The sequence below is a fragment of the Chitinophaga sp. CF118 genome, from assembly GCF_900112615.1.
In the GTDB taxonomy this organism is placed as follows: Bacteria; Bacteroidota; Bacteroidia; order Chitinophagales; family Chitinophagaceae; genus Chitinophaga.
In genome coordinates this window covers 92,770-118,399 of sequence record NZ_FOMK01000008.1, presented here as the reverse complement: position 1 = coordinate 118,399, position 25,630 = coordinate 92,770, and the positions used below count along the sequence as shown (strand labels likewise).

Below are 25,630 nucleotides of genomic sequence, written 5' to 3'. Positions count from 1 at the left end.
GCACGGCATCTGCATGGATGAAATCGCAAGTAGTTAATCAGGCAGTAACCACCTGGTTCGCCTGTGCCATTTCGCCAGGGAAGGCTACACCGCAGCATCTGTATTTTGGGTGTTTTAGCCTAATAATTTTTGTGTAAATTCGGTTATGAATATAAGTTTTTTTTGTTACCTATTGCTACCACTTGTTGTTGCCTGTAAAAAACAAAGTACTGTGACTACATTAAATCTGCCTGACCCATATATAGCTATTATTGACAACTCTTATCCTCTTGTAACTGCAGCCAGTAGTATATCGTTGAACACCGGAACCATATACAGGCTTGGCCTGGTACAATATGCATCTTTTTTTAAATTTGACCGGAGTGTAAAAAACGGTGACTTATACTTTGAAGCAATTCAGGAAAGCATCATCTTTTACCTTGAAAAATGTTCTTGTTGATATCATATGTTCAAGTTTAACATTATCATTACATAATTGCACTAAAACACGTAGTTGATTAATATGTTTCTTTCTGCTAAATCCCCATCTGCAATGGCTCTATAAGTTGCTCTACTTCTGCAATAGAAATATTTAACCCTTTAGAAATTAATTCCACATCACATCCAAGTTCTTTTAGCCTGATAGCTGTTTCTACTTTCCCTTCTACTTTCCCTTCTACTTTCCCTTCCGCTATTCCCTCCTCTTTCCCTATCTGATAAAAAGCATCATCTTTTACCTTAAAAAATGTTCTTGTTGATATCATATGTTTAAATTTATGTTTAACATTGTCATTACGTAATTGAACTAAGACACGCAGCTGATTATTATGCTTCTCTTTTGCTAAATCCCCATCAGAAGCGGTACTGACCTCATTCAAAATTCTGTCTAAAGCCGTCTCTGTATCATCATTTCCGAAGTTAGCTAAAATTGCAAATACTTTTACTTCAGGATCTTCTGATTGCAGAAAAAATTTATAATCAATTTCTTTCAGCGGAATTATCTTATACCAGAATCTTAAATTTTTATGCTTAATAGTCGTTTTCATAGTGACAGCATCCTGCCCCATGAAAATAACATATTGCTTTACTGGTATGCGGTATTTACGATACAACATCACAGCATATTCCGCCATGCGATATGCCATATTTTTATCATTCTGAGACTGCCATTCTATATGGCAGATAAACGTGCGGTTATTCCGGTCCGTTATTCTCTTAAGTACATCTGGCTTCCTTTCCTTTGTGTACTGCAGATCATCAGGAATTTCCCTGCTTTCAGAAATATCTAAATTCAATACCCCCTTCATAAAAACAGGCAATACAGATTCCATATTTTCCTTTACAATCCGATCATATTTGTTAGCCTGTTTCAGGCCAATAACATCTTTTTCCATTTAAAATAAATGAATGATTAACAAATTAGCACCTAACTTTTAACAGGGGAGAATATGAAATGATTGGGTAACAAAAAAAAGCAGCCATGATGTTGATCACCAAGCCTGCTCCATTAGTTTTTCTAATTCTGATTTCGTTTAACGAATTTAAGGAAATAATAAATTCAATTACAAATTTTTTTTATCGTACGAGTATAGGTCTTGTTTTCTTACTAAAATATAATCGTTTGGCAAGGGCTTTTTTATTCTTTGATGGACTGGACTTTTGCATTGACAATGAAAGCGTCCATAACAGATATAATGAGGGTCCTGTCGGCTGGAGATAGCTGCTCGAATTTGGCTAACGTTGGCTTTAATCTTCCGGGAATTTCATCTTGTAATTTTTCACTATTTTCTTCAGTAAGACCTACCAGGTAATGCAGAAAAAAAATGCATAGGGACTGTAAGTCCGGGGAATAATTCCGACGACTCCAGATTCAGGGGCAATTGCACAAAGATCTCTCCACGCATTTTATCTAAAGAAAGCGAGTCCATTGGGAAAGCTTAGGGATGCAGTAAAGCATTCTTGTCAGGTTTATATGCATATAGCAATACTGTACAATAAAGCTGGATATCTTCTTTAAGATCGCATCATTTTTATAGTAAATAGGCCTCCTAATTAAAATTAACAAAACGTAAACAATCAAAAAAATATCTTGCGAGAAACCCGGCAACACATATACCTATTAAAAAAGAAGCCTTATTATGTACAAAAAAATTGGCGTATTGGTCCTGCTTTTCTCCACGATAGCAGTTAAACAAACCCTTGCCCAGCGAAAGTATACGATCAATGGTATCATTAGTGATAAAACTACCGGTGAAACCCTAATAGGTGCATCTATACGCGTTCTCCCACAATTAAAGTACAGCAGCAGCAGTAACAACTACGGTTTCTATGCTATTCTTTTTCCGGAAGGCCAGTATACCCTGGTGGTCAGTTACACGGGATATAAGCAGGACACTATATCCATTTCATTAACTAAAAATCTTACACGGAACGTTGCACTTATCCCTACCACTGATAATCTATCAGAAGTAATTATTAGAGCAGAAAGTGCCCATGACGAACTTAAAAAACCACAGATGGGATTACAGAAACTCAACACAAATGAAGTTGCAAAGATTCCGGTATTTCTTGGAGAAAAGGATATTATTAAAACAATACAACTACTTCCCGGTATAAAGTCCGCTGGTGAAGGTAGCGGAGGATTTTATGTTCGCGGTGGCAATATGGACGAGAACCTGTTGTTATTGGATGAAGCACCTATATATAATGCTACGCACCTGCTGGGCTTCTTTTCCACATTTAATTCTGATGCCATCAAAGATCTTACTCTCTATAAAGGTGCCATGCCAGCTGGATATGGAGGTCGTCTTTCTTCTGTAGTAGATATCAGAACTAAAGATGGTAATAACAAGGAGTTCCATGGTAGCGGAGGTATCGGTATTATTGCATCACGCTTAAACTTCGAAGGCCCTATTGTAAAAGATAAAGGTTCTTTCATAGTCAGTGCCCGCCGTACCTACGCCGATCTTTTAACAAAATTATCTTCCAATGAAGACGCGAAAAATTCCAGTCTTTACTTTTATGATATTAATGCGAAGGTCAATTATAATCTGAATGATCATAACAGGATCTTCTTTTCATTCTATAATGGTAAAGACAACCTGGAACTATCGAATCAATCGGCACTGTACTATGGGCATACAACCGGTACATTCAGATGGAACCATAACTTCAATAGCCATCTGTTCTCTAACATGACGCTCTTATATAGTGATTATAACAATAACATACAAATCGCAAACAATTCAAGCAATGTGAAGATAATATCCGAAATTAAAGATCTATCATTGAAAGAAGATCTTCAGTATTTCATGACGGGCAATGATAAATTGAACTTTGGCTTTACCACCACACACCATAATATCAACCCTGGTTTGATGGATGCTAATGAGTCTTCTAACTATAATTCAGAAGCATTAACTAAGAAGTATGCACTTGAAAGTGCTGCCTACATTGACCATGAAAAACGTATAGGCACCCGATGGGAAGTAGATTATGGCCTGCGACTCTCAGTCTTCAATGTATTTGGCCCGGGACAATTTTATAAATATAATATTGCAGGAGATATTATCGATTCTACACATTATTCCGGCGGACAAGTGGTAAAGACCTACTTAAACCTGGAGCCACGTGCCTCGGCAAGCTACCAGATGGACACCAGCAGTTCTATAAAATTTGCATATACCCGGAATACTCAAAATGTTCATCTGATCAGTAATTCTGCCTCAACCAGCCCAGCCGATCTCTGGATTCTGAGTAGCCCTAATGTAAAACCAGAAATCGCAGACCAGCTATCTGTTGGGTATTACCACAATCTCAGCAATGGCCGTTATGAACTTTCTTCTGAAGTTTATTATAAGCATATGCAAAACCAGATTGAATTTAAAAACGGAGCAGCATTAGAAGCAAACGATAATGTAGAATCTCAGCTAATATATGGAAAAGGCAGGGCTTATGGACTGGAACTCTTTGCAAAGAAAAAAAATGGTAATCTGACAGGATGGATTAGTTATACACTATCTCACACAGAGAGACAAATAGATGGCATCAATAATGCCAGTTGGTATCCTGCCCACCAGGACCAGACACATAATATTGCCATAGTAGCCATTTACCAGCTTACCAGGAAGGTATCACTTTCTGCTAATTGGGTATATAATACAGGCAATGCAGTTACTTATCCCAGCGGTAAATACGAGATCAATAATAAAACAGTATTCCTGTATACAGAACGGAATGGCTACCGTATGCCAGCTTATCACCGTTTAGATGTAGGAGTTACCCTGGATGGCAAAAAAAAGAAACGGTGGAATAGCAGCTGGAACTTTTCTGTATATAATGCTTATGGGAGGGAAAACCCTTACACCATAGAATTCAAAAATGATCCAGCGAATCCTGCACGTACCATCGCTGTGCAAACTGCTCTTTTCCGCTGGGTTCCTTCTATTACTTATAATTTCGCCTTTTAGTATGAAAACCATCTTTATAGCAATATCAACAATCATATTCCTGACCGGCTGTACCAAAACTATTGATGTACAACTCAGATCAGTTCCTCCTCAAATTGTTATCCAGGGGAACATTACGAATGCAGGAGGTCCTTATTATATAACAATAAATCAAACCGTGCCTTTCGATGCACAAAATACTTACCCGCCTATTTCCAATGCTCAGGTTATCGTGCTGGATAGCAACGATAATGTATTGGATAAATTCACGGAAACAACTCCCGGCAATTATATATCTCATAACCTGATTGGGCAGGTTGGCCATACATACAAGCTTTCGGTGATTATTGACGGGAAGGAATATACCGCGAGTTCTACCATGCCGAAACATGTAGCAATGACGTTTCTCTCATTTTCACGTCAAAAAATATTCAATGAGACAAGAAATCTGCCGCAGGTGAATTTCCAGGATCCGCCTGATGTCACTAATTATTACGTCTTTACTGTTCTGGTAAATAATGTTCCTTACAAAGCATTTTATGCAATGGACGACAGGCTCAGTGATGGGAAGTTCATCAGAAAAGAGCTGTATATGGATAGTGCCTACATACAGGCACGGGATAATGTTACAGTAATTATGGCTAATGTTGATAAGAATATTTACAATTATTTCTATGTACTACAATCCAATAGCGGGAATTCAACAGTTACGCCATCAAATCCACCTTCTAATATATCGAATAATGCATTGGGATATTTTGGCGCAGAAAGTGTTGATATTAAATCTGAAGTGTTCTGAAAAATACTAATCCCGATGGAAAGCAGCTAATTGAATTACCTGTCATCGTGAACCTGGAGCTTTAAGGATATCAATCTTTCAAAGTTGGTCCATGTACCACTAACTTACCGTCCTTACTAACCTCCATCCTGTCTATAAACACTAGTCTTTGGTGTCCTGTAGCTTTGGTACGTCCATGATATACACAAAGCATTTCCTTACCATCTGGCGTGTGGGTAATACTATTGTGGCCAGTTCCTGTTATCTCACCATTTTTTTGTAAAACAGGATTATTCGCCGCTTTTTTAAATGGTCCCAGTGGACTTTTTGAAGTCGCATATCCTATTGCATAGTTCTGCCCGTCAAAGTTGTTTGCCGAGTACATCATGTAATAAATTTCTCCTTTTTTGAAAATATATGATCCTTCGGTCCATCTCCTGTTAACTTCCCTGGATGTTACTGAACGGCTTTCCCATTCATCTTTCAAGTCTCCCATTTTAACCGGTGGCCGGAGTAACAGAACAGGCTCTCCTATTATGGCTGAAAAATCAGACTTCAGCTCTACACCATATACCCAACTTTCTTCCACCTCATCATACCATCCTTTTGTCTTTGCCCACTGCGCTACTTCACTTTTTACAGGGTGTTTATAGCAGCATCTGGAATAGTATAAATAGGTTTTACCATTTTCAAACCACAGATTAGCGTCTATGACAGGATATTCAGGATTAAAAATAGGGCGGTTATTTATATCTATGAAAGGGCCGGTTGGTTTATCTGAAACGGCCACCCCAATTTTGAAATTTTCTTTTTCTTTTGTAGGGTTGTGCTTCCACTGGGCGCTGTAGAACATATAATATTTACCATTTCTATTATAAACTTCCGGAGCCCAGAACGAATGTACACCCCATCCATTCTTATTGTTGTGATAATAAACCTGACCCTCAAACTTCCAGTCTTTTAAATTGCCTGATGAATAGGCTCCAAACCCATCTTTAACATCTCCTCCGGTACCGTACATATAGTATTTTCCGTTATCATACAGCACATAAGGATCTCCAAAAGGTATGGGCAATGGGTTTCCGGTGGATATCTGGGCTTTCACACTAAAAACAGTCATGAGCAGGCACAATAAACTAAAATATATCTTTTTCATAGTCTTATTTGATACTAAATTCATAATACTAATATTGTGATGGTTATGCTACAATCCCATCACTGGTATCCATTTCGCAGTACTTGTTGAGGTAGTATTAAAAATAGCATCTTCACTACTCCCGCTATCTGTAATAGAGAAGTTAACAAGTAGCTGCCCTGATTTAATATTTAATTTTGAACGCGGAATTGCCAGTTCAACAACATAGCCATGATCTATATCCTGATTTTGGGAGATAGTGCCCCGATAAGCTGCTTTTACTACTGCTTCTACACTATCATTTGTCCAGCCGCCATTATAAATGTAAGAATCTCTCATTCCATCGTATGATACTTTTATTCGGCAGGCTTCGTTGCCCAATGTATCGTTGCTTGTAACAGGGCTTATAAAAATTGTTGCATAATCATCGCTCGAAATAACATCATCAAGCACTTCGATAAGAAAATATACATTATCCTTGTCAACTGCAGACCTGAGCGTTGCCTGCGCCTGTGATTTTTCGCCTACAAAAAGTGCTTCGTCCGTATCTTTCCATTCTGAATTGTCACCGTCTACTGTAACGTTTCGTTGCGTAGCGTTAATCCTATGGTTAAGTATAAACCTGGACAGCATAACCTCGCCATTGCCGGTGTTTGGCATTACTCCTATAATCTGATGGTTATCTACAAGCTCCAATGCGCCCCAATATCCACCGGAAAAAGGAGTATAAGCTTCGCCAAAGTGACGGGCTTTTGCATCGCCTACCTTCAGATGAAATTTGGAAGACAAGTTATAGGAAAGCACCGTTTCTCCTGATAAAAATTGTCTGATATATGGCGCACTTCCCAGAAAAGCAAGGTCATTGCGGTCTTCGGGTCCCTCTTCAGTCACAGCAAGATGTGTCCATTCACCATCCTCTCCGGAGTACGCAAACGAGATATTGTAATTGCCGATGTTAGCTTCAAGGGCGGCAGCCAGTTCGTTGCTGTTATTGAGTTTTATAACCGAGGGCATTTGGTTATTGAAGTATGTATTCCCATTCTTCACATGTTTTGTACGCAACACATAAAAGGGGGATGCTCCAAAAGAAGGAGTCCAATTATTACCATTATCATCGGATACCACCATTGCGGTACCGGTGTCTGTTCCTTCTATTAAGGTACGGTCACTATCTGTGAAATAACAATGGATTTCGCCAGAAGGAAGCTGTAACAGATATGGTTCCCAGTTAACACCCTGATAGATTTCTATGGGATCGCTCCAGGTATTGCCATTGTCTTTACTTCGCCTCAGCACAAGACCGGCATCGAGAGGTCTTTCCCGGTATCCTATATTGGCCCGGTATGATGCTACTGCTAAGATGTCGCCATTGGACAGCACCACTGCATCACAAGTTGAAAACCGGCGCTCATTTGCGCCCCCTTTACTATCGGTAATTGCATAATTTTTGTAGATTTTACCTTTAGGGCTCCATGTTTTTAAGTCTGCGCTTATAGCATAGTCGCAACTCGCGCCAATCTGGTTGTTATGGTAAAACATAATGTAACTACCATTTGCCATCTTTTTTATACGGGGGTAATTAGGCTTAGTGACTCCGAGCGCACTCTGACCTAAACCCACATAACTTCGAAAATTCATTTTCAGAGATGAGCGTGAGGTAACATCAACGTGGGAATTGATGTTTGCTGTACCCTGATTGAGGTTTTCGATGGGTGTAATCTGAAGAAGGGTTAGTTTGTGCAGTTCCGGTTTATTACCGTTGTCCGGATTATTCTTTTTTTTACAGGCCGAAAACAGACAACATACCGTTGTTAGTAAAGCGACCATTTTCGTGGAATTTTCTTTCAGATTCATTGTTTAACTTTTTGATGTTATACAAACCGGACCAGTCAACACTATAGTTAACAGACCCGCAAAAGGCAATTTTAGTTACTCGTTTGCTTCTTTTAATTTCTTTATTATATAATCTCCATGTACTTTTTTTCCACTCTCGTTCGGATGTAATCCGTCGCGTAAATATTGTTTACTATTTTCCTGTGTAATACCACTTTCTGCATAACAATCAAAATACGGTACCAACGTTCCATCGCATATTTTCTTTATTATGCCTATCTTTTTCAGATTGTCTTTATTTCTATTCACGCTTTCGGCTTGTAAGGGCAGCGATACATATAATTTCGCATCAGGAAACTTGGTTTTAAGCGTTTTAATGCACCATTTTACAGCTCCGGCTATTGTATTCAGATCAAGACTATCCAGATTTTCTTCCCGCAATACTGCTGCTGTATCTCCCAATACAGCAGCACTGCTAAGGTCATTCGTTCCGTACGAAAGAATTATAAAATCCGGGGTTGGGGCTGTTGTGTCGCTTAAATATTTCTGTATATGTACTATCGCACAATTGTTGATACGTTTCTGGTACTCTAAGTCATCCGGATTTGCGGCATTGCTGCTGCTTATGCCTGCAAAATCAGGATCATTATAATTTTGTGTCCTTATCGTTTTACCGCTGGCAGTGGTTCTTTTTCTTTTGCTCCAGATAGAACCACCTATAGCACCATTATATAAATTCTTAAATTTTAATTCATTGAAAAGCTGATAAGCCCAGCTATTTTCTGCAGCTGTTATACTGTTTCCAAAAGTCGCCAGGTTCTTACCTTCAAATACCGATGTGTCGGGCACTTCCGCTATCTTCTTCCATTCATCTCTCATCTTCCGTTCATCTCCAACTCCAACCTTTGAGCAGCCTAAAAAAACGAAAATTGAAAAAACTAATACTGAGAATGTCTTTTTCATCTGTTTATAATTTTTTTTTAGGTTAAGCCGTTGGTGTCATGGCCTTTTCACGTAGCCTTCAACACCAACGGCGGTTAAAAACTACCCAACTATTTCCCTAAAAGAGCAGCCGCACACCAGAGATAAGGCGCCTGCCCATGAAGGTCTCCCGCATTACGTGGACGGTCATGGTAATACTCTTTATCGTTCTTTTTGCCTGTTCCGATACAAACTTCTGTTACATTGTTACGTTCGTCAACGTATGAAACCATAGCTAACCATGCTTTTCGGGCTGCCGGGGCATAATCCGCAGCATCAAGCCATCCTTCCCGCACACCAACGATAAACGCATATGTGAACATCGCTGTGCCAGATGTTTCTGCCCAGAAATCAGGTTCGTCAATGAGCTGGTTCCACATACCACCCGGCCTTTGGTATGCTTTCAGACTTTTCATCATGGTAAGGTAACCTTGCATAATGCGCGGGCGGTCTTTGTGGTCTTTAGGTAACTCACGAAGCAGATCGGGCATACCTACTGCCATCCAGCCGGCTCCTCTTGCCCAATAATATGGAACGTCCGGGGCATGGTAGAATAGTCCGTTCGGGCGTTGCAGTTCATCCAGATAGCGTACCATTTCTTTTGCCGCCCGATCGATATATTTGCGGTCGCCGGTTACTTTATAGGCCTCTTTTTGTAACACGGTAATCATATACATGTCATCGATCCACAGGCGTGTTTGCCAGGAAAAACCTTTATCTGCCCAGGCCTTCTCCTCTGGGTTTGCATTCTGGGGCAATTCCCATTGTGTATCTGCATAAGCCAGGCCCATTTTCCGATAGCGTTCATCTTTTGTTATCTGGTAAAGTTTTAGCGCCAGGCTACCGAACATGTTGTAATCCACATGGTTCATAGGAGGTAACAGCGGTTTTTCGATTGTAAAAAATGGTTCAAATTTATCCTGCAGGAGTTTGATAAGCTTCCCGTCCCGGGCTTTCAATGCATAATCCAATGCACCATTCCAGCTACATACTCCGGCGTAATGAATGTACCTGCCGGCATAAAGATCATGCCTGCTGTTTACAAAATGATAGGCCAGGCGCTTGCCCACTTCCTGGGGCGTTGATCCTTTAGGAAAGCTAGTCAGCTCTTCGTGCTGGGCAAACGATAATTGAAAAGCAAATACTGCGAGCAGCGATAAGAATAGTCTCTTATACATAGTAGGTTATTTTGAACTTGTTTTAATTTAATTACGGGATTGGTTAATTACAGAACCATTCTTAGTTCTTGTTCTCATCAGCTACTGCATCCTGCCACCTGGTCCACATCTCAACACCTGGATCATAACCGCTATAGCCGGCATTCTGGCTCAATTTTCCATATAGATTAGAGTTTATTGCATTTTGAGGAATTGGCCAGTAAATATTATGCGGCGCTATGGTGTAGCTTCTATTCCTTACGGTCACTTTGTTTTTATTGTAATAATCATTGTAATGTTCAATACGCTGATACCAGTAGTTGTTGTTTGACAGGGTGTTTACATTATAGCTATTACCCCATTCATCCGTTTTGCCACTTAAAGCCAGGCTATACGATATTCTGCTCAGTTCCATGTGTCTCCATTCTTCCATATACAATTCGCGGGCACGTTCATTTACAATATCGCCAATGGTTACGATCGTATAGAGCTGGCTACACCTGGCTCTCCTTCTCACTGCGTTTACATCTTCAGTTGCCGCCCCAACATTTCCCTTATAAAATTGCGCTTCTGCCCTCAGTAAATAGGTTTCTGCCAAACGATAGCAATACCAGTCGGCAGCTCCGCCATCGTTTCTATTGGAGGTGGGAGTTGCGAGAAATACAGGGTCTTCTATAAATATTTTATAATGCGGCCAGTTGAACCAGCTGCGGATTGTATCTGTACACAAAAGCGTGGAGCCATTGTACAGTCGCAGGTTTTGTCCGTAATAAGGATCTGTAGGATCGTTATATTTAAGCATTTCCATACGGGCCCAGTTTCCTACAGTGCTGCTGTGGCGCAGATCGGTAGTATCGTCCAACCCGTTAACGGACCAAAGGCCGTATTGTGCAAAATGGGTAGGCCTGATCATACCCAGCCCTCTTCCTACAGCACCGTTAATATCATATTCGGCTCTGTATCTGGAATCGGTCCTGGCCACCGATAGCAGCACCTTTCCTCCGGGTGATTTCAATGCATTCTGGTTCCACATAGGCCCCCAGTTGCGCATCGATTTATATCTGATAGTAGCATCTGTACCCTCGCGGTTAGGCATTACCAGAATGGCTTCCTTATTGGCTGCAATAGCTTTATTTGCCGGCCGGTGCAAATCCCATATTACGTTGCGGATAACAGGCCAGGCAACCGGTGAGGGGTTGTCAAATGCACCGAAGCTTGCGTTCATTAACGTGTAGCCTGAGAAGTTAATCAGGGTATCTGCCTGGGCAATGGCCTTATCCCACTGGCCAGTGGCCAGGTAGCATTTTATCAGCAACTGACGGCAAGCCCCCCTGTTGATCATACCGATATAAGCCATTTGCGATTGTTCGGGCACCCACACTACTGCTTTCTCCATATCGGAGGTGATCATTTCCAGAATGGCCTCGCGGCTGGTGGTCTTATAGTTCTGTTTAGGTACAGATAATATTTTGGTTACCAGCGGCACATCCTTAAACTGAAAGCAAAGCGCCAGATAACGGAAAGACCTGTGAAAATAAGCCCGCCCAAGGAACTCTTGCTTAGTAGCCTGGTCCAAACCCTGTACATTATCAATAAAGCTGGTAATCGTATTGGCATACTTAATACCGTTAAAGGTTTCGCCCCAAAAGAAAGATATCATGTTTACATCATTGTTATGCATACCGTCTGTAGGGGTAAGACGCGTAGCCACATCGGCAAAAATATTACCATCATCTGTTTTACCCGAAACAGCCATATCTGATAGCATATATTCAGTACTAATGGGTACAGATATATCCCTTGTTGTCAAATGGCTCCAATAGGTACGTAAGTGCCGGTCCAGCATCGAGGTGGTTGCCTCAAGACCCGAACGGGTTGAAAATGTAACTTCAGGCTCGTAAAACGAGAGTGGATCCGGGTTCAAAAAACCCTTCGAGCATCCTGAAAAGAAAGTAACAGACACTATGCCGATTACAGAAAGAACCGATATATAAAAATTATTCGTTTTCATCCTTAATTCGTTTAAAAATTCAGATTTAAACCAAGTGTAAATATTCTTGGTGCCATTTGGGTAGTCTCAATATCCCAGTAACGCCAGTTCTTATCTTTATTCCATACGGCTACATTGCGTATAGAAGCAAAAACTTTTAATTTTTCTATATTAATGGAGGAGGTTAATTTATTGGGCAATGTATATCCCAGGGTTACATTATCAAGCCTGATAAAGGAACGGTCAAATACCCTCTGGGGATCATTAAGACCCGCTGGCCCTTTTGATTCTAAGCGAGCCCAGAAATTGCCTGGGTTCCCTGGTGTCCAGTACGGTTTTTCATACGTATTAGCAAGGCCCTGGCTAATCGTCGAAGTTCCGTTATCCTGGTTCAGATAAGCTCTGTTAAGACTCTTATGCCCCCAGTAGGAATAGAGGCTGAAAGAAAAGTTAAAGTTTTTATACACAAAATCATTGCGTAATGACCACATGATGGGTGCCTGCGTTTGACCCAGAAACTCCTTGTCTTTATCGTTGTAAACAGGCTTAATATTTCCACTGGCATCAGTTATATCATCTGCGGTATAGTTGTTGGCCACTTTAGGATCGCCGGGACGCTGCCCGTACCTGGCCGCTTCATCAATTTCATTAACCTGCCAGATGCCTGTTACCTTGTAATTCCAGATGGAGCTGATGGGCTGACCAATGAACCATTCATTTCCAATATCATCAACCTCTTTACTTCCCACCACATTGCCGTTTGCATCCAGCACATCCACATACTGGTAATAAAGGTGCCTGATCGTATTTTTATATTTTGAAAACCCTATGGTGGTGCTCCAGTTAAAGTTTTTTTGTGTAATATTCTGCGAGGTTACCGATAGTTCAAGTCCTTTGTTCTGCACCTCACCTAAATTGGTAGTAATGCTGCTAAATCCTGAAAAATCCGGCAAGGACTGGTTCATGATCATATCGGTAGTAGACATCTGAAAATAATCCAGTGTTGTTGTAATGCGATTATCAAGAAAACCCAGATCTAAACCAACATTAAAAGAGGCTGTTTTTTCCCATTGCAAATGCTTGTTAGCCATGCGATCTATTCGCAGGTATTGAAATTGTATATAGTCGCCGTTTGTATTTATATAACCCTGGGTACCTGCCCCACTGGCAAGATTTGCCAATGCAACATAGGGGTCATCGAGTGAGCGGTTTCCGTTCTGGCCGTAAGACAATCGCAGTTTACCATTGCTCAATGGATTCCACTTAAAGAATTTTTCGTTGGTAAAGGTCCAGCCTACAGCAACAGACAGGAATGTGGCGCGTGGATTGGATGCGCCAAATGCCGAGTACCCGTCGCGGCGTATAGAAGTGGTAAGCATATACCTGTCGTCATAAGAATAGAACAGGCGGGCCAGCATACCATCTGCCGTATGGCGGCCATCACTTGTATTAAACTCACTCAATAACTTGTCGCCACCCTTAGTTTCATGAAAACCTAAGGCATCGGTAGGCGTTATATCCCAGGCTTCAATATTATCCGACCAGGACTGGCGTTCTTCTGCCTCCTGCACCAGCGTTACATTTACACGGTGTTTTGTAGCGAAGGTGTGCTCCCAGTTGATGGTATTATTGAGCGACCAGTCAAAACGTTTACTGTTTTCGCGGTTTACTCCTGCCTTTTTTGAACCCGGTCTCCAATCAGGATGTGCTGATGATGTAAAATAGCGTTTAAAGAACCATTGATACCGGGGCGAAACGTTAAATGAATAGGTTATATTAAAAGGCAGTTTTACTTTAGCCGTAAAAATAGAGTTCAAAACAGTATAGCCGCTTTCAAGATCCTGAAACTGCTTGTTATAATCATAATTATAGCCTCTTACAAGACCAGTAAGCGTTGATCCCTGCGGGTATATCTCAAGGTTTCCTTTCTCATCTCTGTAAGAGGCAAAAGGGCTGTTAAAAGTAATTGCACTACCCCAGTCTGTAGCTATATTTCCATCTGAGCGATCCTGGAAATTTATATTAGCACCAATGTTTAGCCAGTTTGTTACTTTGCCGTCTACTTTAAGGTTAGAACGTACAGCCTTGTAATTATCTCCTACAATAACCCCCTGGTTAGAAAGGTACCCGAAAGACATATAATAATTTATCTTATCACTGGCACCGGAAACGCTGAGGTTATAATCCTGGTTGATACCTTTGCGGAAACTATGATCGTACCAGTCAAAGGTTTTTCCGGCAAGGAAATTATTCAAAACGTTGTGCCCAAGCCCTATACGTTTTGCATATATCTGATCATCAGAAGCACCCGCCTCGTTAACAGAATAAGCTCTCCAGTCTGCCCCGGTTATGCCATATTTAGACAACACATCCTCCGTTGGTTTTTCGTAAAACCCCGGCTTACCGGCAGACTCTCCAGCTACATAGGGCTCATAATTACCGGTACCCGGATTGGTGCCGTAAGAGGCTCCCATGTACCAGTCCTGCCTGTATTTTAAATATCCTTCCGGACCAAAAACCCGCCGGTTGGCCGCCATGGTTGAAAGCCCCACATTTGAGGTAAAGCTGATCCTGGGCTTACCCTGTTTTCCCTTTTTAGTGGTAATAATAATTACTCCATTGGCAGACTGTGCACCATAAATGGCTGCGGCCGAAGCGTCTTTGAGTATATCCATTTGTTCAATATCGTCAGGATTGATTTCGGATAACTCGCCGTAGAAGATCATCCCGTCCAGGATAAACAATGGGGAATTATGGTTGCCAGCAGTATAAACAGAACGCTGCCCGCGCATGTTGATGGTACCGCCATTTTTTGCCGATGCATCCAGCCCGATAGTCAAACCGGGCGTACCCCTTAGAATATCCTGAACCGTCCGGGGATTTTCATCGGCAATTTTATCAGGCTTAATCTGTGTAATAGCACCGGTGAGGTCTTTCTTCCTGGCCGTACCGTAGCCGATCACCATTACTTCATTCAGCGCACTAATGGTGCGCCTCAATCTAATATTTCCCATATCCGCAGCCACATTAACTTCCATGTTCTCATAGCCGATATAGCTGATAACCAGTTTATCACTCCCGTCAACATTTGCCAGATAAAAATCACCATTCTGATCAGTCTTTACCGATCTGTCTTTCCCCTTTATTGCTACGGTAGCTCCGGCCATTGGCTGATCATTTTCACCCAGAATCTTACCCCTGACATCAATAGCAGGAAACTTAACAATAGGGTTGTCCGGAAAGGAGGCTTTCACTTTCTTCTTAATGGTTATATCTTTATCAACAATCACGTAAGTAAATGGCAAATCTTTCAGCACAGTTTTTAATGCCTCATCAACTGTCACATTATTCAGCTTTACATTTTTCAGCTCCTCATCAGAAATAATCCCACCCTCATAATAAAAATCATAACCACTCTGTTTTCTGATTTCTTTAAAGACAGATTTTAATGTAATGCGGTTCTGCTCAATAGTGATTCGCTGGCCTAAAGTAGCAGCACTCACGTGCATTAGGGATGCTATTAGTATGACGGTGGTTAATCGCATAATTAGCCATATTTTAGGGTATAACGCGCTCGTTATACTAGGGTTAGTATAAATTTGATACATTTGATCAGTTTTGGTTCTAAAGCAGCCTGCCTCCGGCGGTCGAAAACTGTTGGCATTCTGCGTTAACACTTTTAGTTTTAATAATGGTTCCAAACGCAACCAGGAGTGCCACACACTTCTGGTTTTCTTATTTTATTGATGTTCTACCTGCAGATATTTTCTCATTTTCTTTCAATTTTAATGGCTTTACCAATCTTGTTAATTCTATTTGGCTACATACACTTTTCTTCCTTCAACTTTAAAATGTAACTGACCGGATGATTCAATAAGCCTCAACACTGCAGACAAGCTCCTCTTCCTGGAAATCCAACCTCCGGATTTAATGTTCTCCGGTACAGAAGCCTCGTAAATAACATCTACATTATACCAGCGGGCTATTTTACGCATCGCTACTCTGAAATCAAGTTCGTCCAGATTGAAATCACCATTTTTCCAATCTATCACGTTCTCCGTGTTTACCTCATTTACTTTGATGCTATTGCCATTATTTACGGCCTGCTCACCTGGTTTGATCACCTGTCTTAAATTGCCTGCAATCACACTAACAGAGCCTTCTATCAGCGTAGTGGACACCATCGTTTCATTAGGATAGCTGTTGATATTGAAATGCGTACCCAAAACTTCCACGTTCTGTTTGTCTGTAGCCACTACAAATGGATGGGACTTATCTTTAGCAATTTCAAAATAGCCCTCACCCTGGAGTTTTACAGTACGTTTTCCATTTTCAACAAGCCTTGAAGAGTATGTTAAACTCGAAGCTGAGTTCAGCCAAACGTAGGAGCCATCAGGCAAACGCAACTTATAGGTCTCCCCGTTTGCCGTAGATAATGTATTGAGTTTACCCGGTTCATCTGAATCACCTTTCCCCTCATAAACAACTTCTCCGCTTTCAGATTTGGTGATCATCACGCCTGCTTCTTTAGCCACTTCACCATTTTGCGCATCACTCAGCCTTATTTTCTTCCCGTTGGAAAGTGTTAAGGTAGCTCCGGATATCCCGGGAGCAACATCATTTGTGTAAACAAGCTGGTTGGAATGCTGCTGATTAATACGAGGGTAATAAAATAGTAAGGCTCCAGAAATGACCGTAACCAGGGCAACTGCAACCGCTATACGCGGCCATAAGCGAACCAGCTTTGGCGTTTTGATTTTATGCTTTCCTACTATTGTCTGGAAAATCCTTTCCCTGGCATCAGTACTTAAACTGTTGAGTACTTCAGGATGCTCATAGCTGCCGGAAATCAGTTCCTCAATAAACTCGGTATAAGCAGAGTTCCGCACATAGGTCAAAAATTCAAGCCGCTGTTCCCCGGTGATCTCTTTAGATACATACTTATTATACAGTTCTGTAAGACGGTCGTGGTCATTCGTCATGTGTATATTGGTTAACTTTTTTAAGGTTACGTTTAACCTTACTTTCTATATTGACACTTCAGGAATGTTAGAGGGTAGTCATTTTTGAAATTAATTTAAAAAAATCATGAACAGCCCCGGATAAACCAGTGCATGCCGCTTAAAATGTTCACGGATCGTTGCCAGTGCCAGTTTCATGTGGTAATGTACCGTATCAGGAGAAATATTTAATTGAGCGGCCACCTCATCATATTTCAACCCTTCATGATGGCACAATGTGTAGACTCTGCGTTGCTGCTCAGGCAGCCGGCTCACCACGTCATCCAGGAGTTCTCTGGTTTCCTTATAGTCCAGTGCCTGTTGTGTGCCAAGATCATTGTCACTGCTGTTTAGTCCCATTTCAGTTTTCACCTTACTAACTATTGCCTCATGACGCAACAGGTTGAAAGCATGGTTACGCACCAGCCTGTTCAGGTAAGCACCAAAATTCTCAATGGCCGGCAATTGATTACGGTTAAACCAGACTTTTAAAAAGATATCCTGTACTATTTCTTCCGCATCTGAACCCGAGCGCGTAATTTTCTGAGCAAAAGTGAATACATAACGCTGATAGTAGTCAAAAACTTCTCTGAACGCACATTCGTCCCCCCCGGCGATTCTCGCCAGCAGCACGGTCTCGTTCAACAGGTTTTCACCCCTCATTTTATTATAGGTTGCTTATCATATTAATAAAAAAACTAGCACCAATGATAAGTAAAATTTGGCATTTTCCTATTAAACCGCTAAAAAAGGTCTTTCACGTAGAGATTCTTTGATCTTGTAGCACTTGAAATGGGAATCCCCATCAGCAACACAGTTGTAAACACAGCGAAATATGCAGGTTGTGCCAGGATATTGGCATTAGGATAATTAAAAAACCACAGGGTCCCTTAACATATCGTATAACGATTGTATTAAGAGACCCTGCGGGGGCGGAATTTATCAGATGTATTTTATCGTTTATTGTAATATTGCTCGGCTTCTTCCCTATCTTTCTCAAGTATTGGATAGACAGACCATACCGATTCGTTATTTGTACCGTAGTATCGGAGTCGCTTTATTTTATTATCATATTTAATAATCAAATCATCTTGTAATGCTCGTCTGCTTTTAAATAGATAAGGTATGGTTCCAATTTCTACCGGCAATATGCGAACAGTATCTCTGACGAAAATCTTCTCTCCATTATATAAATACTCATAATCTATAGTATACTTTTCGCCTGCATAAGAAAGCGCATCTTCTCCCCTGTCAAATGTAACAAGGTAACCGGGGGTATTAAATCAACAACACCATTTGAAATAAAATTATCACTTTTTTTAACATTGCTGAGTTCCGGCTAATTAATCCCCCTATTTATTGATTCACTTCACATTTTTCCTGCCAGTCGAAATTTCCTATTCTCTTAGCGATCAGCCAACGGTTGTTCTCGCGTACGAAATCGTCCTGGTAAATAGCCCCGATAGTAGTCTTCATTTTTTTACCGTTCTCAGTGCCGATCAATGTTACCAGACAATAAGACGTTCCTGTAGCGTTATCGCCATTTATAGTCACCTTCTGCTGGCCATTTAAATGGTAAACGGTTTCAAAGTTTTTAAGGAAATTCCCAAATGCTTCTTCCATTTCTTTTCGGCCTTTCAGTTTTAAAAATGACGTACCTCCTACAAAAGTTTCTGACATTGCATTTTCAGAAAATAACTGCATTTGGGTGTGTACATCTTTCTTATCTGCCAGAATGGAAACGGTATCAACTAGTTCTTTGAGGGAAGCCCTATCCGCTAATTCTACAATGTTCATGTTGTTGTTGAAAATTGAAGTAATAAATATCTTGTCCGGGTTCTTCCTCACACAACCGTGAGTACGATTTTGCCCTGGATGTGCCCACGGGCAGCTCGTTCGTGCGCCTTTTGTGCGTCCGCAAGCGGGAACGTGCTGTCGATGGCCACGCGAACCGTCCCGGCATCGAGCAGGTGCCCAAATTCTGCCAGTTGCGGGCCGTTCGAGCGTACTTGGGTCATAGATACCGTGACGCCCAGTTTCGCGGCCTCCTCAGCGTCGGAGAAGCCTAAGAACACAGGGAACAAAGCGCCGCCACGCTTAAGCGTGCGCAAGAAACGACCGGTGGTGGGACCGCCGAGGGTATCGAGAACGAGATCAACGTCATGTACAACGTCTTCGGGAGGTGTCTTTTTGTAGTCGATGAATTCGTCGGCACCCAGCTCCCGCAGGAACGACTCATGCTTGCCCGATGCCACCGCGATAACGTACGCACCCTTCCATTTAGCCAGCTGCACCGCGAGGTGCCCTACGCCTCCTGCAGCACCATTGACGAGCACCCTCTTGCCTTTGAGTGGCACCGGGCGATGCATCTCCGGTTGAAGCGGGTTCTGTACATCGTGCCCTAGTTCGAGCAGGAACTGCCACGCGGTGAGACCTGCCATTGGCGCTGCTGCTGCGTGCACGTGATTGATACCAGCAGGTTTATGTGCCAGGTCCGACGCTGGCGCAGTGACGTATTCGGCATAGGCAGCGCTTTCTCCAAAGCTAGGAAAGCGAATCATACCGAAAACTTCATCGCCCACGGAGAAGCCCTGCACATCCCCGGCAATAGCCTCGACAACGCCCGACACGTCCGACCCCGGAATAACGGGCAAAGGCACTGGCGGTCTCCACTCAGGAGGAAGCATTTTATAGCCGTCGCGCAGGTACCAATCAGGAGGATTGATGCCTACCGCGTGAACACGAATGAGCACTTCACCCGGCTTCAGCCCGGGAAGCGGAGCCTCCTCATATTGCAACACCTCAGCACCACCAAACTTGTGCAGCCGGATTGCCTTCATCACCTGTGTACTGTCTATTTTGTTTTCAAATTGATTCCTTTTATTATGCTGAGTTACAGCATCCTCATTTTCTGATTTCATACTATAATGATTAAGAATTACGATGTAAATCTCAGCAATAAATATATTTTGCCTGTAGCCAAACTACGGAATTCTGTAGTCGCTCTTAATCATTGATGCGGATGGAGAATTTCTTAATGCCGGATGAAACGTTGTCTATACTCCAAAGGTGAGCAGCCCACTTTTTTCTTGAATAACTTACTAAAGGACTGTGAATGTTGATAGCCCATGTGAAAAGCAATTTCACCTGCGGAAAGTGTAGTTGTTGTAATAAGTTCTTTTGCTTTCTCAATAACATTTATAGCAATATGCTCACTTGCACTCTTGCCCGTATTTTCTTTCAGCAGGTCGCTGAGATGATTTGGCGATACACTCAATGCGTGGGCTAAATAGTTCACTGTTGGCAAACCATTTAACTCTAGCTGTTCACTGTTCAGATAGTTAATTAGCAACTCCTCTACTTTTTCCAGCAAACCCTTCCTATCCTCCTTCTTTTTAGTGAATTGCCGGTGATAGAAACGATTAGCATAAGTTAACAGAACTTCCAGCTGAGAGATAACAACGTCATGACTAAACTGGTCAATGGTACCATTAGTTTCTTTTTGAATACTGTTTAATATAGCTCCAATGGCAAGCTCTTCCTCCTGTGTTACGCCCAATGCCTGATCTGTAGAATAGGAAAAAAAATCATACTGCCTGATTGTTTTGGCTAATGGATAACCCTTTAATAAATCAGGATGAAAAATCAGGCCCCATCCCCCGGTGTGACGATGATTATGGGGATATAGCACTTGTCCCGGCGACATGAATACCAACGTTCCATGCGCAAAATCTATCTGGCCTTCTCCATAACCTAAATAGCCATTCACCCCTTTTTTCATCCAGATAGAGAAGAGATTTAAAACAAGAGGTCCCTGATTATCAGCACAATCGCGTTCCTGCAGGTCAATAATATTGATTAGTGCATGCGGTGTTTGAACAATGCCAAAGTTTTGATTTAATTCGGATATTGAATTAATAACTACAGGATGTACAACCTTCTTTCTCAAATCTCAATATTTTTTTATGACAAACAAGTCCAGATGCGAAATAATGTAACAAAATTAGACTTTAATAAGATAAGGTGCGTCTTATGTTTTTGCCCCAAATTATTTACCTATTTGTTTCTGCAGCTTGACTACATTATTCTGCCATATAAAGCAACCTATTGAGAAAACGGCAATTGCCACTATCAGCCATATTGCATATTGGTACGCGCCGGCAATAAGCCCAGTGATGAAATTTGGTACACCTGTACAGCGCTCCACAATCCATGCAATGGAAACAATACCAGCGGCCACCGCTGCCGTGGTACGAAACCGGCTGTACATAGGTGTTTGGCTTAATAATAATAACCAGGGAATGATAAGTGCAACAATGAAAAGCTGCATCAGTTCGATTCCCAGGTTGAAACCGAGTATGCTTAATGCCAGTGTGCGTGTGCCCAATCCCATACCAGACAACACAGTGGCAAATGCCATTCCGTGGATCAGTCCAAAGCCACCGGCTACAAAATACTCTTTGCCGGGAAAAATGGGGCGTAAAGCATGAATAGCAGAAACCAGGATCGACACAGCTATCAGTACTTCAATAGGCTGCGCTGGTGGCCGGAACCAGCCCAATGCACCTATCAGCAAAGTAATGGAATGCCCAACAGTAAATGCGCTAACTATTTTAAACAACCGGGTAAGGCTGTATTTTGTACCGGCATATTTTGCCCATTTTTTATTCCTTACCATTAGCGTTGCAGGCAGCAGCAATACAATTAAAAACAATAAATGGTCGGTTCCTTCTTTAATATGTTGCATTCCCAGATCCAGCATATTTTCAAACCCTTTCCACCAGCTACCATTTTCAAGGTTGACGGTGAGGGGTTCAAATTTTCCGATCTTAAAATTGGTTGCAATTACCCCCAATGGTTCTCCTGCATTTTCCGAATGCAGGCCACTCTTCCAGTCATTTTTCAGATATACCAATATGCTGTGTGTTATGATCTGGTGAACGATAACATCGTAGTCAAACAAAAATTTCCTGAGGTTACCCCCTTTTGGCGGGACCATTGTAAACCATACAATCACTTCACGATAGTTTCCCACATTTACATCTACATTATCTTCCGTACCTATGCTGTCGATAGTAGTTGCCCATAGTTCCTGCCCGTTGTATGATTTGATATGCTGGCGAAAATACTCTTTGAAAAATGGGGTATTTATATCAAGGTTATTGTTTGCCTCCATTTTCAGGGCACCTTCAACATCAAGCAAAGGCATTTTCGCTTCGCCCGTAATGCTGTTCTCCAGGACAGACAGGGTGACAACCGAGCTTGGCATTGGGTGTGCAAATGAGCAAAAGCCTGATAATAACAGCAATGCGTTTAAAATATACCGCTTCATAAAAGATCAAATTAAATCACAGATAAACATAACTGCGCCTGTTTCCCAGGCGCAGTTATTCATACCCACTATAAAACCTATAGCCTCTAATTAATTTTTAGTTCCTCCGTAGTCGTATGATTTATCTCTCCAAACTGAATGCGGATGTGTATAGCTTGGTAATACTACCCCACCCCCAACGGAGTATTCGATCCATACGTGAGGTCCATCGATCCTTATATAGTCATACTTTGTTTTTAGGCCTGTACTGCCTGAATAAGCTATATATGTGCTAGACAGCTCATTGGTATAGGTAGTAATGAAAGATGAAGAATCTGCGATGTCATCTACATACGTTTTAATCGCAGTTAACAATAATGTTTTTTCAGACGATGATAAGCTGCTACCTGCAACACCTATTGAAGTGGATGGGAAGCTCCAGTCCTTTTGCGGACCGCAAACCAGATCACTGTAAGTGCTGCTTTGCAGAGCAGATGCTAAATTGCTGCTGCTAAGTCCGGTAAGCAGGGCCGATAATGCTGTTCCTTCCTGATCCATAGGTACAATGCTTGTACCATTGTAAGTGAAAGTTGTACCAGCGCTATAGCCACATGGTTCTACACCTCTGAAAGAAGGAGTACCGCCTACCAGCGTTCCATTTATATAAGTGTTGGAAAGCTGTGTGTGGTGACCGCCAAAATAAATTTCAAAAGTACCGCTTGTAGAGGGTGTACCCAAAATACAAATATGGAAATTAGCCTGGCCATAATCGCTACCACCGCCATTAGCGCTCAGGTAATTGTCGGCAGCAAGCAATTGCATCAGCTCACTGAAGCCCTCATTTGTACTGGTTCCGGATACTGCTTTTAATAATGAATCTGCCAGAGCGATCTGCGCGGATGACATATTGCCAAACGTCAAACCTATCCTGTTGCCATAAATAGCATCAGGGAAGTTAGACCATCTTATTGCGTAAGAATAAGCATAGCTGGTTTGCAAAGATGCCAGCTGTGTAGAACTGAGTGATGCCTCAAGATTACTTATAAGGCAAAGCACCTTGTCAATACCGGTCTTTGAAGAACAGTCAGTAGTAGTAGCAGTCGTAGTTCCAGAGTCCACAGCTAATGCCAGTGTGCAGCTTTGACCTCCGAAACTGATAGCGAAGGAGGCTGTACCACTGTCCGATGGCGTACCGCTGATGGTGTAGCTAAGATTGCCGGAGCCGCTGGCCAATGTTCCTGCCGCTAAAGTAGCTGTAAGCCCTGTAACACCTGTTGAACTAATAGCAGTACCTGCACTGTAAGTCGCCCCATTTCCGCCGGAATAAGGCACGGTAGCTGTACCGGTGTATGCCGTACCTGCTGTAGCCGAATCAGAAAATGTAACCGAAGAACAACTTAATGCAGTAATCGAAGCCGATGTGGTACTACTATCATTTGTATCCTTCTTGCAGGCATTAATAACTACCGTAGTTAATAATGCGGTAGCAAAGAGCAATAAAAAGTTTTTTTTCATTTTTGTTGGTTTAAGTAATAATATCTGGTTACAGGGTGATACCGGGCTGGTTGAATTACACCCGGTATGCTATAATTTCTGATTTGGTTCATAGACGCAGAAACCCAACAAAGGTTTAGTTAAGAAAGAGCAATTGGGGTAAAGTGTAATAAGCTTGGGGTGAAATGAAATGCAGGTGTAATTAATAGCAGTGCTACAGCGACAGGCAAGGATATATTTCTATGGTGATAATCACACCCATCGTGTTTATTATCCGGTAATTCTCTAACTGACAACTTCTTCTACAATAAAAGAAAGAAATGGCGCATTTTAAAAACATTCTTTTATATCTTTCCAATACTTTTTATTATTTGATTTGCTGATCACTATTTCCCCGCATTGATTGAACTTAGCAAATGCTTTAATTGCATCCCCAATTTTGACTATTTCCTGTTTGCTTAGTTTTAGCGGTTCGAAATGGAGGTTGTGAATGATTAAGATGCGTTTCTTCCGGTCGGCCTTTGAATCCATGCGGGCAACAAAGGTATCGCCTACCAATACAGGTAATGAAAAATAACCGTATTTGCGTTTAGGCTCGGGCACAAAACATTCTATCTGGTAATCGAAATCAAAAAAATCCTTTAACCTATGCCGAAACACATTCAGGGGATCAAATGGCGAAAGAATAAACACATCATCCTTCAGTTCAATTTTTTTGTTCTTATAAACTGGCAGCATGTATAGGGGAGCTGTTTTTAATCCTTCGATGGATACCTGGCAAACCTCCCCTTCAGCAACCATCTTCATTATCTCCTGTTTCACTAAGTTTTTCTTTACCCTGCGGGCGCGCCAGTTTATTTCTTTCACATAGGCAATTCCCATCGATTTGAGACAACGTCTTATCACGTGCCGGGCAAACTCCTCTGGTGTAGGCATAGTAATATCCACATCATCCGGCAATAGATTTAAAGGCAGGTCGTATATTTTATTGAAGTCCTTCTTTCGTGTGGTCATCAGGCTGCCATCCATGTATAATCGTTCCAGGGCAATCTTGGATGGGCGCCAGTCCCACCATCCGGTACTTGCTTCCCGTCGGTCATTATCAAAATCTTTTACGGTCAGTGGTCCGTCCCGTTCTATTCTGTCCAGCACATTATTCATTAAATTGCTCTCGGCCTGTGTCAAAAGTGGTCTCTTTAACCTGAAGTTTTCCTTTACCAGTAAAGAAAAGCGAAAGTCATGCATTGGCATATAACTTGCGTCGGAAATGAAGAATTCAAAGATTCTGCCATCTGCCTGCAGTTCTTCCAGCCATTCCTGTTTATAATCAGGCGTACGGGCGGCAATAATAAGGTGATGCCCACGCTCCACAACATAGTTTGCATCTATCTGTACAAAGCCCAGATGATCGATAAGTTTGTAAACAGACTCAGGGCCTTTTCCAAATTGCCCACGTTTAGATAGTCCTGCGGCATGGAGAATAATCTTTCGGGCTTGAGAGGGAGAGAGAATAAGCTGGCTCAT

Annotated in this window: 17 protein-coding genes; 2 read left to right on the top strand and 15 right to left on the bottom strand. The window is 41.8% G+C overall.

All coding sequences use genetic code 11. The features are described 5' to 3' along the window. Positions 1-515 precede the first annotated feature (515 nt). Positions 516-1,286, bottom strand: a complete 771-nt coding sequence (locus BM176_RS24655) for an Rpn family recombination-promoting nuclease/putative transposase (protein ID WP_255373583.1) — start codon at positions 1,284-1,286, stop codon at positions 516-518. Between the two features lie 831 nt (positions 1,287-2,117). On the opposite strand from BM176_RS24655, the gene BM176_RS24650 reads away from it, so the two are divergent. Both BM176_RS24650 and BM176_RS24645 read left to right on the top strand, forming a co-directional pair. After that, positions 2,118-4,448 carry a TonB-dependent receptor gene (locus BM176_RS24650; protein ID WP_090107013.1) on the top strand — a complete coding sequence of 777 codons (2,331 nt, stop codon included), beginning with the start codon at positions 2,118-2,120 and terminating at the stop codon, positions 4,446-4,448. Between the two features lies 1 nt (position 4,449). Beyond that, positions 4,450-5,226, top strand: coding sequence for a DUF4249 domain-containing protein (locus BM176_RS24645; RefSeq protein ID WP_177230530.1), 777 nt, complete (start codon positions 4,450-4,452; stop codon positions 5,224-5,226). Between the two features lie 70 nt (positions 5,227-5,296). Here the strand turns inward: BM176_RS24645 and BM176_RS24640 are convergent, their stop codons facing one another. The 14 genes from BM176_RS24640 to BM176_RS24575 form a co-directional block, all read right to left on the bottom strand. After that, entirely contained in the window at positions 5,297-6,361 is a 1,065-nt protein-coding gene (locus BM176_RS24640; RefSeq protein WP_090107011.1) for a glycoside hydrolase family 43 protein, read from the bottom strand. A 48-nt stretch (positions 6,362-6,409) separates the two neighbouring features. Next, positions 6,410-8,194 carry a hypothetical protein gene (locus BM176_RS24635; RefSeq protein WP_090107010.1) on the bottom strand — a complete coding sequence of 595 codons (1,785 nt, stop codon included), beginning with the start codon at positions 8,192-8,194 and terminating at the stop codon, positions 6,410-6,412. A 75-nt stretch (positions 8,195-8,269) separates the two neighbouring features. After that, positions 8,270-9,136 carry an SGNH/GDSL hydrolase family protein gene (locus tag BM176_RS24630; protein ID WP_090107009.1) on the bottom strand — a complete coding sequence of 289 codons (867 nt, stop codon included), beginning with the start codon at positions 9,134-9,136 and terminating at the stop codon, positions 8,270-8,272. An 89-nt stretch (positions 9,137-9,225) separates the two neighbouring features. Next, positions 9,226-10,332 (bottom strand): glycoside hydrolase family 88/105 protein, encoded by a 1,107-nt coding sequence (locus tag BM176_RS24625; RefSeq protein ID WP_090107008.1) that lies wholly within the window; start codon positions 10,330-10,332, stop codon positions 9,226-9,228. Between the two features lie 61 nt (positions 10,333-10,393). After that, positions 10,394-12,322, bottom strand: a complete 1,929-nt coding sequence (locus BM176_RS24620; protein ID WP_090107007.1) for a RagB/SusD family nutrient uptake outer membrane protein — start codon at positions 12,320-12,322, stop codon at positions 10,394-10,396. Between the two features lie 11 nt (positions 12,323-12,333). Next, positions 12,334-15,846, bottom strand: a complete 3,513-nt coding sequence (locus tag BM176_RS24615) for a SusC/RagA family TonB-linked outer membrane protein (RefSeq protein WP_218162273.1) — start codon at positions 15,844-15,846, stop codon at positions 12,334-12,336. Positions 15,847-16,113: 267 nt separating this feature from the next. Beyond that, positions 16,114-17,283, bottom strand: coding sequence for a FecR family protein (locus BM176_RS24610; RefSeq protein WP_090107005.1), 1,170 nt, complete (start codon positions 17,281-17,283; stop codon positions 16,114-16,116). A gap of 90 nt (positions 17,284-17,373) precedes the next feature. Next, a complete protein-coding gene (locus BM176_RS24605; RefSeq protein ID WP_090107004.1) occupies positions 17,374-17,964 on the bottom strand; it encodes an RNA polymerase sigma-70 factor in 591 nt (196 codons plus the stop codon). A gap of 693 nt (positions 17,965-18,657) precedes the next feature. Further along, complete coding sequence (locus tag BM176_RS24600; protein ID WP_090107003.1) at positions 18,658-19,098, bottom strand: nuclear transport factor 2 family protein; 441 nt, start codon at positions 19,096-19,098, stop codon at positions 18,658-18,660. Positions 19,099-19,145: 47 nt separating this feature from the next. Beyond that, positions 19,146-20,222 (bottom strand): NADP-dependent oxidoreductase, encoded by a 1,077-nt coding sequence (locus BM176_RS24595; RefSeq protein ID WP_090107002.1) that lies wholly within the window; start codon positions 20,220-20,222, stop codon positions 19,146-19,148. Between the two features lie 113 nt (positions 20,223-20,335). Continuing rightward, positions 20,336-21,250 (bottom strand): helix-turn-helix domain-containing protein, encoded by a 915-nt coding sequence (locus BM176_RS24590; RefSeq protein ID WP_090107001.1) that lies wholly within the window; start codon positions 21,248-21,250, stop codon positions 20,336-20,338. 99 nt (positions 21,251-21,349) lie between these two features. Beyond that, a complete protein-coding gene (locus BM176_RS24585) occupies positions 21,350-22,633 on the bottom strand; it encodes a HupE/UreJ family protein (protein WP_090107000.1) in 1,284 nt (427 codons plus the stop codon). A 90-nt stretch (positions 22,634-22,723) separates the two neighbouring features. Then, a complete protein-coding gene (locus BM176_RS24580; protein WP_090106999.1) occupies positions 22,724-24,127 on the bottom strand; it encodes a DUF3500 domain-containing protein in 1,404 nt (467 codons plus the stop codon). 309 nt (positions 24,128-24,436) lie between these two features. Continuing rightward, entirely contained in the window at positions 24,437-25,630 is a 1,194-nt protein-coding gene (locus tag BM176_RS24575) for a winged helix-turn-helix domain-containing protein (RefSeq protein WP_090106998.1), read from the bottom strand.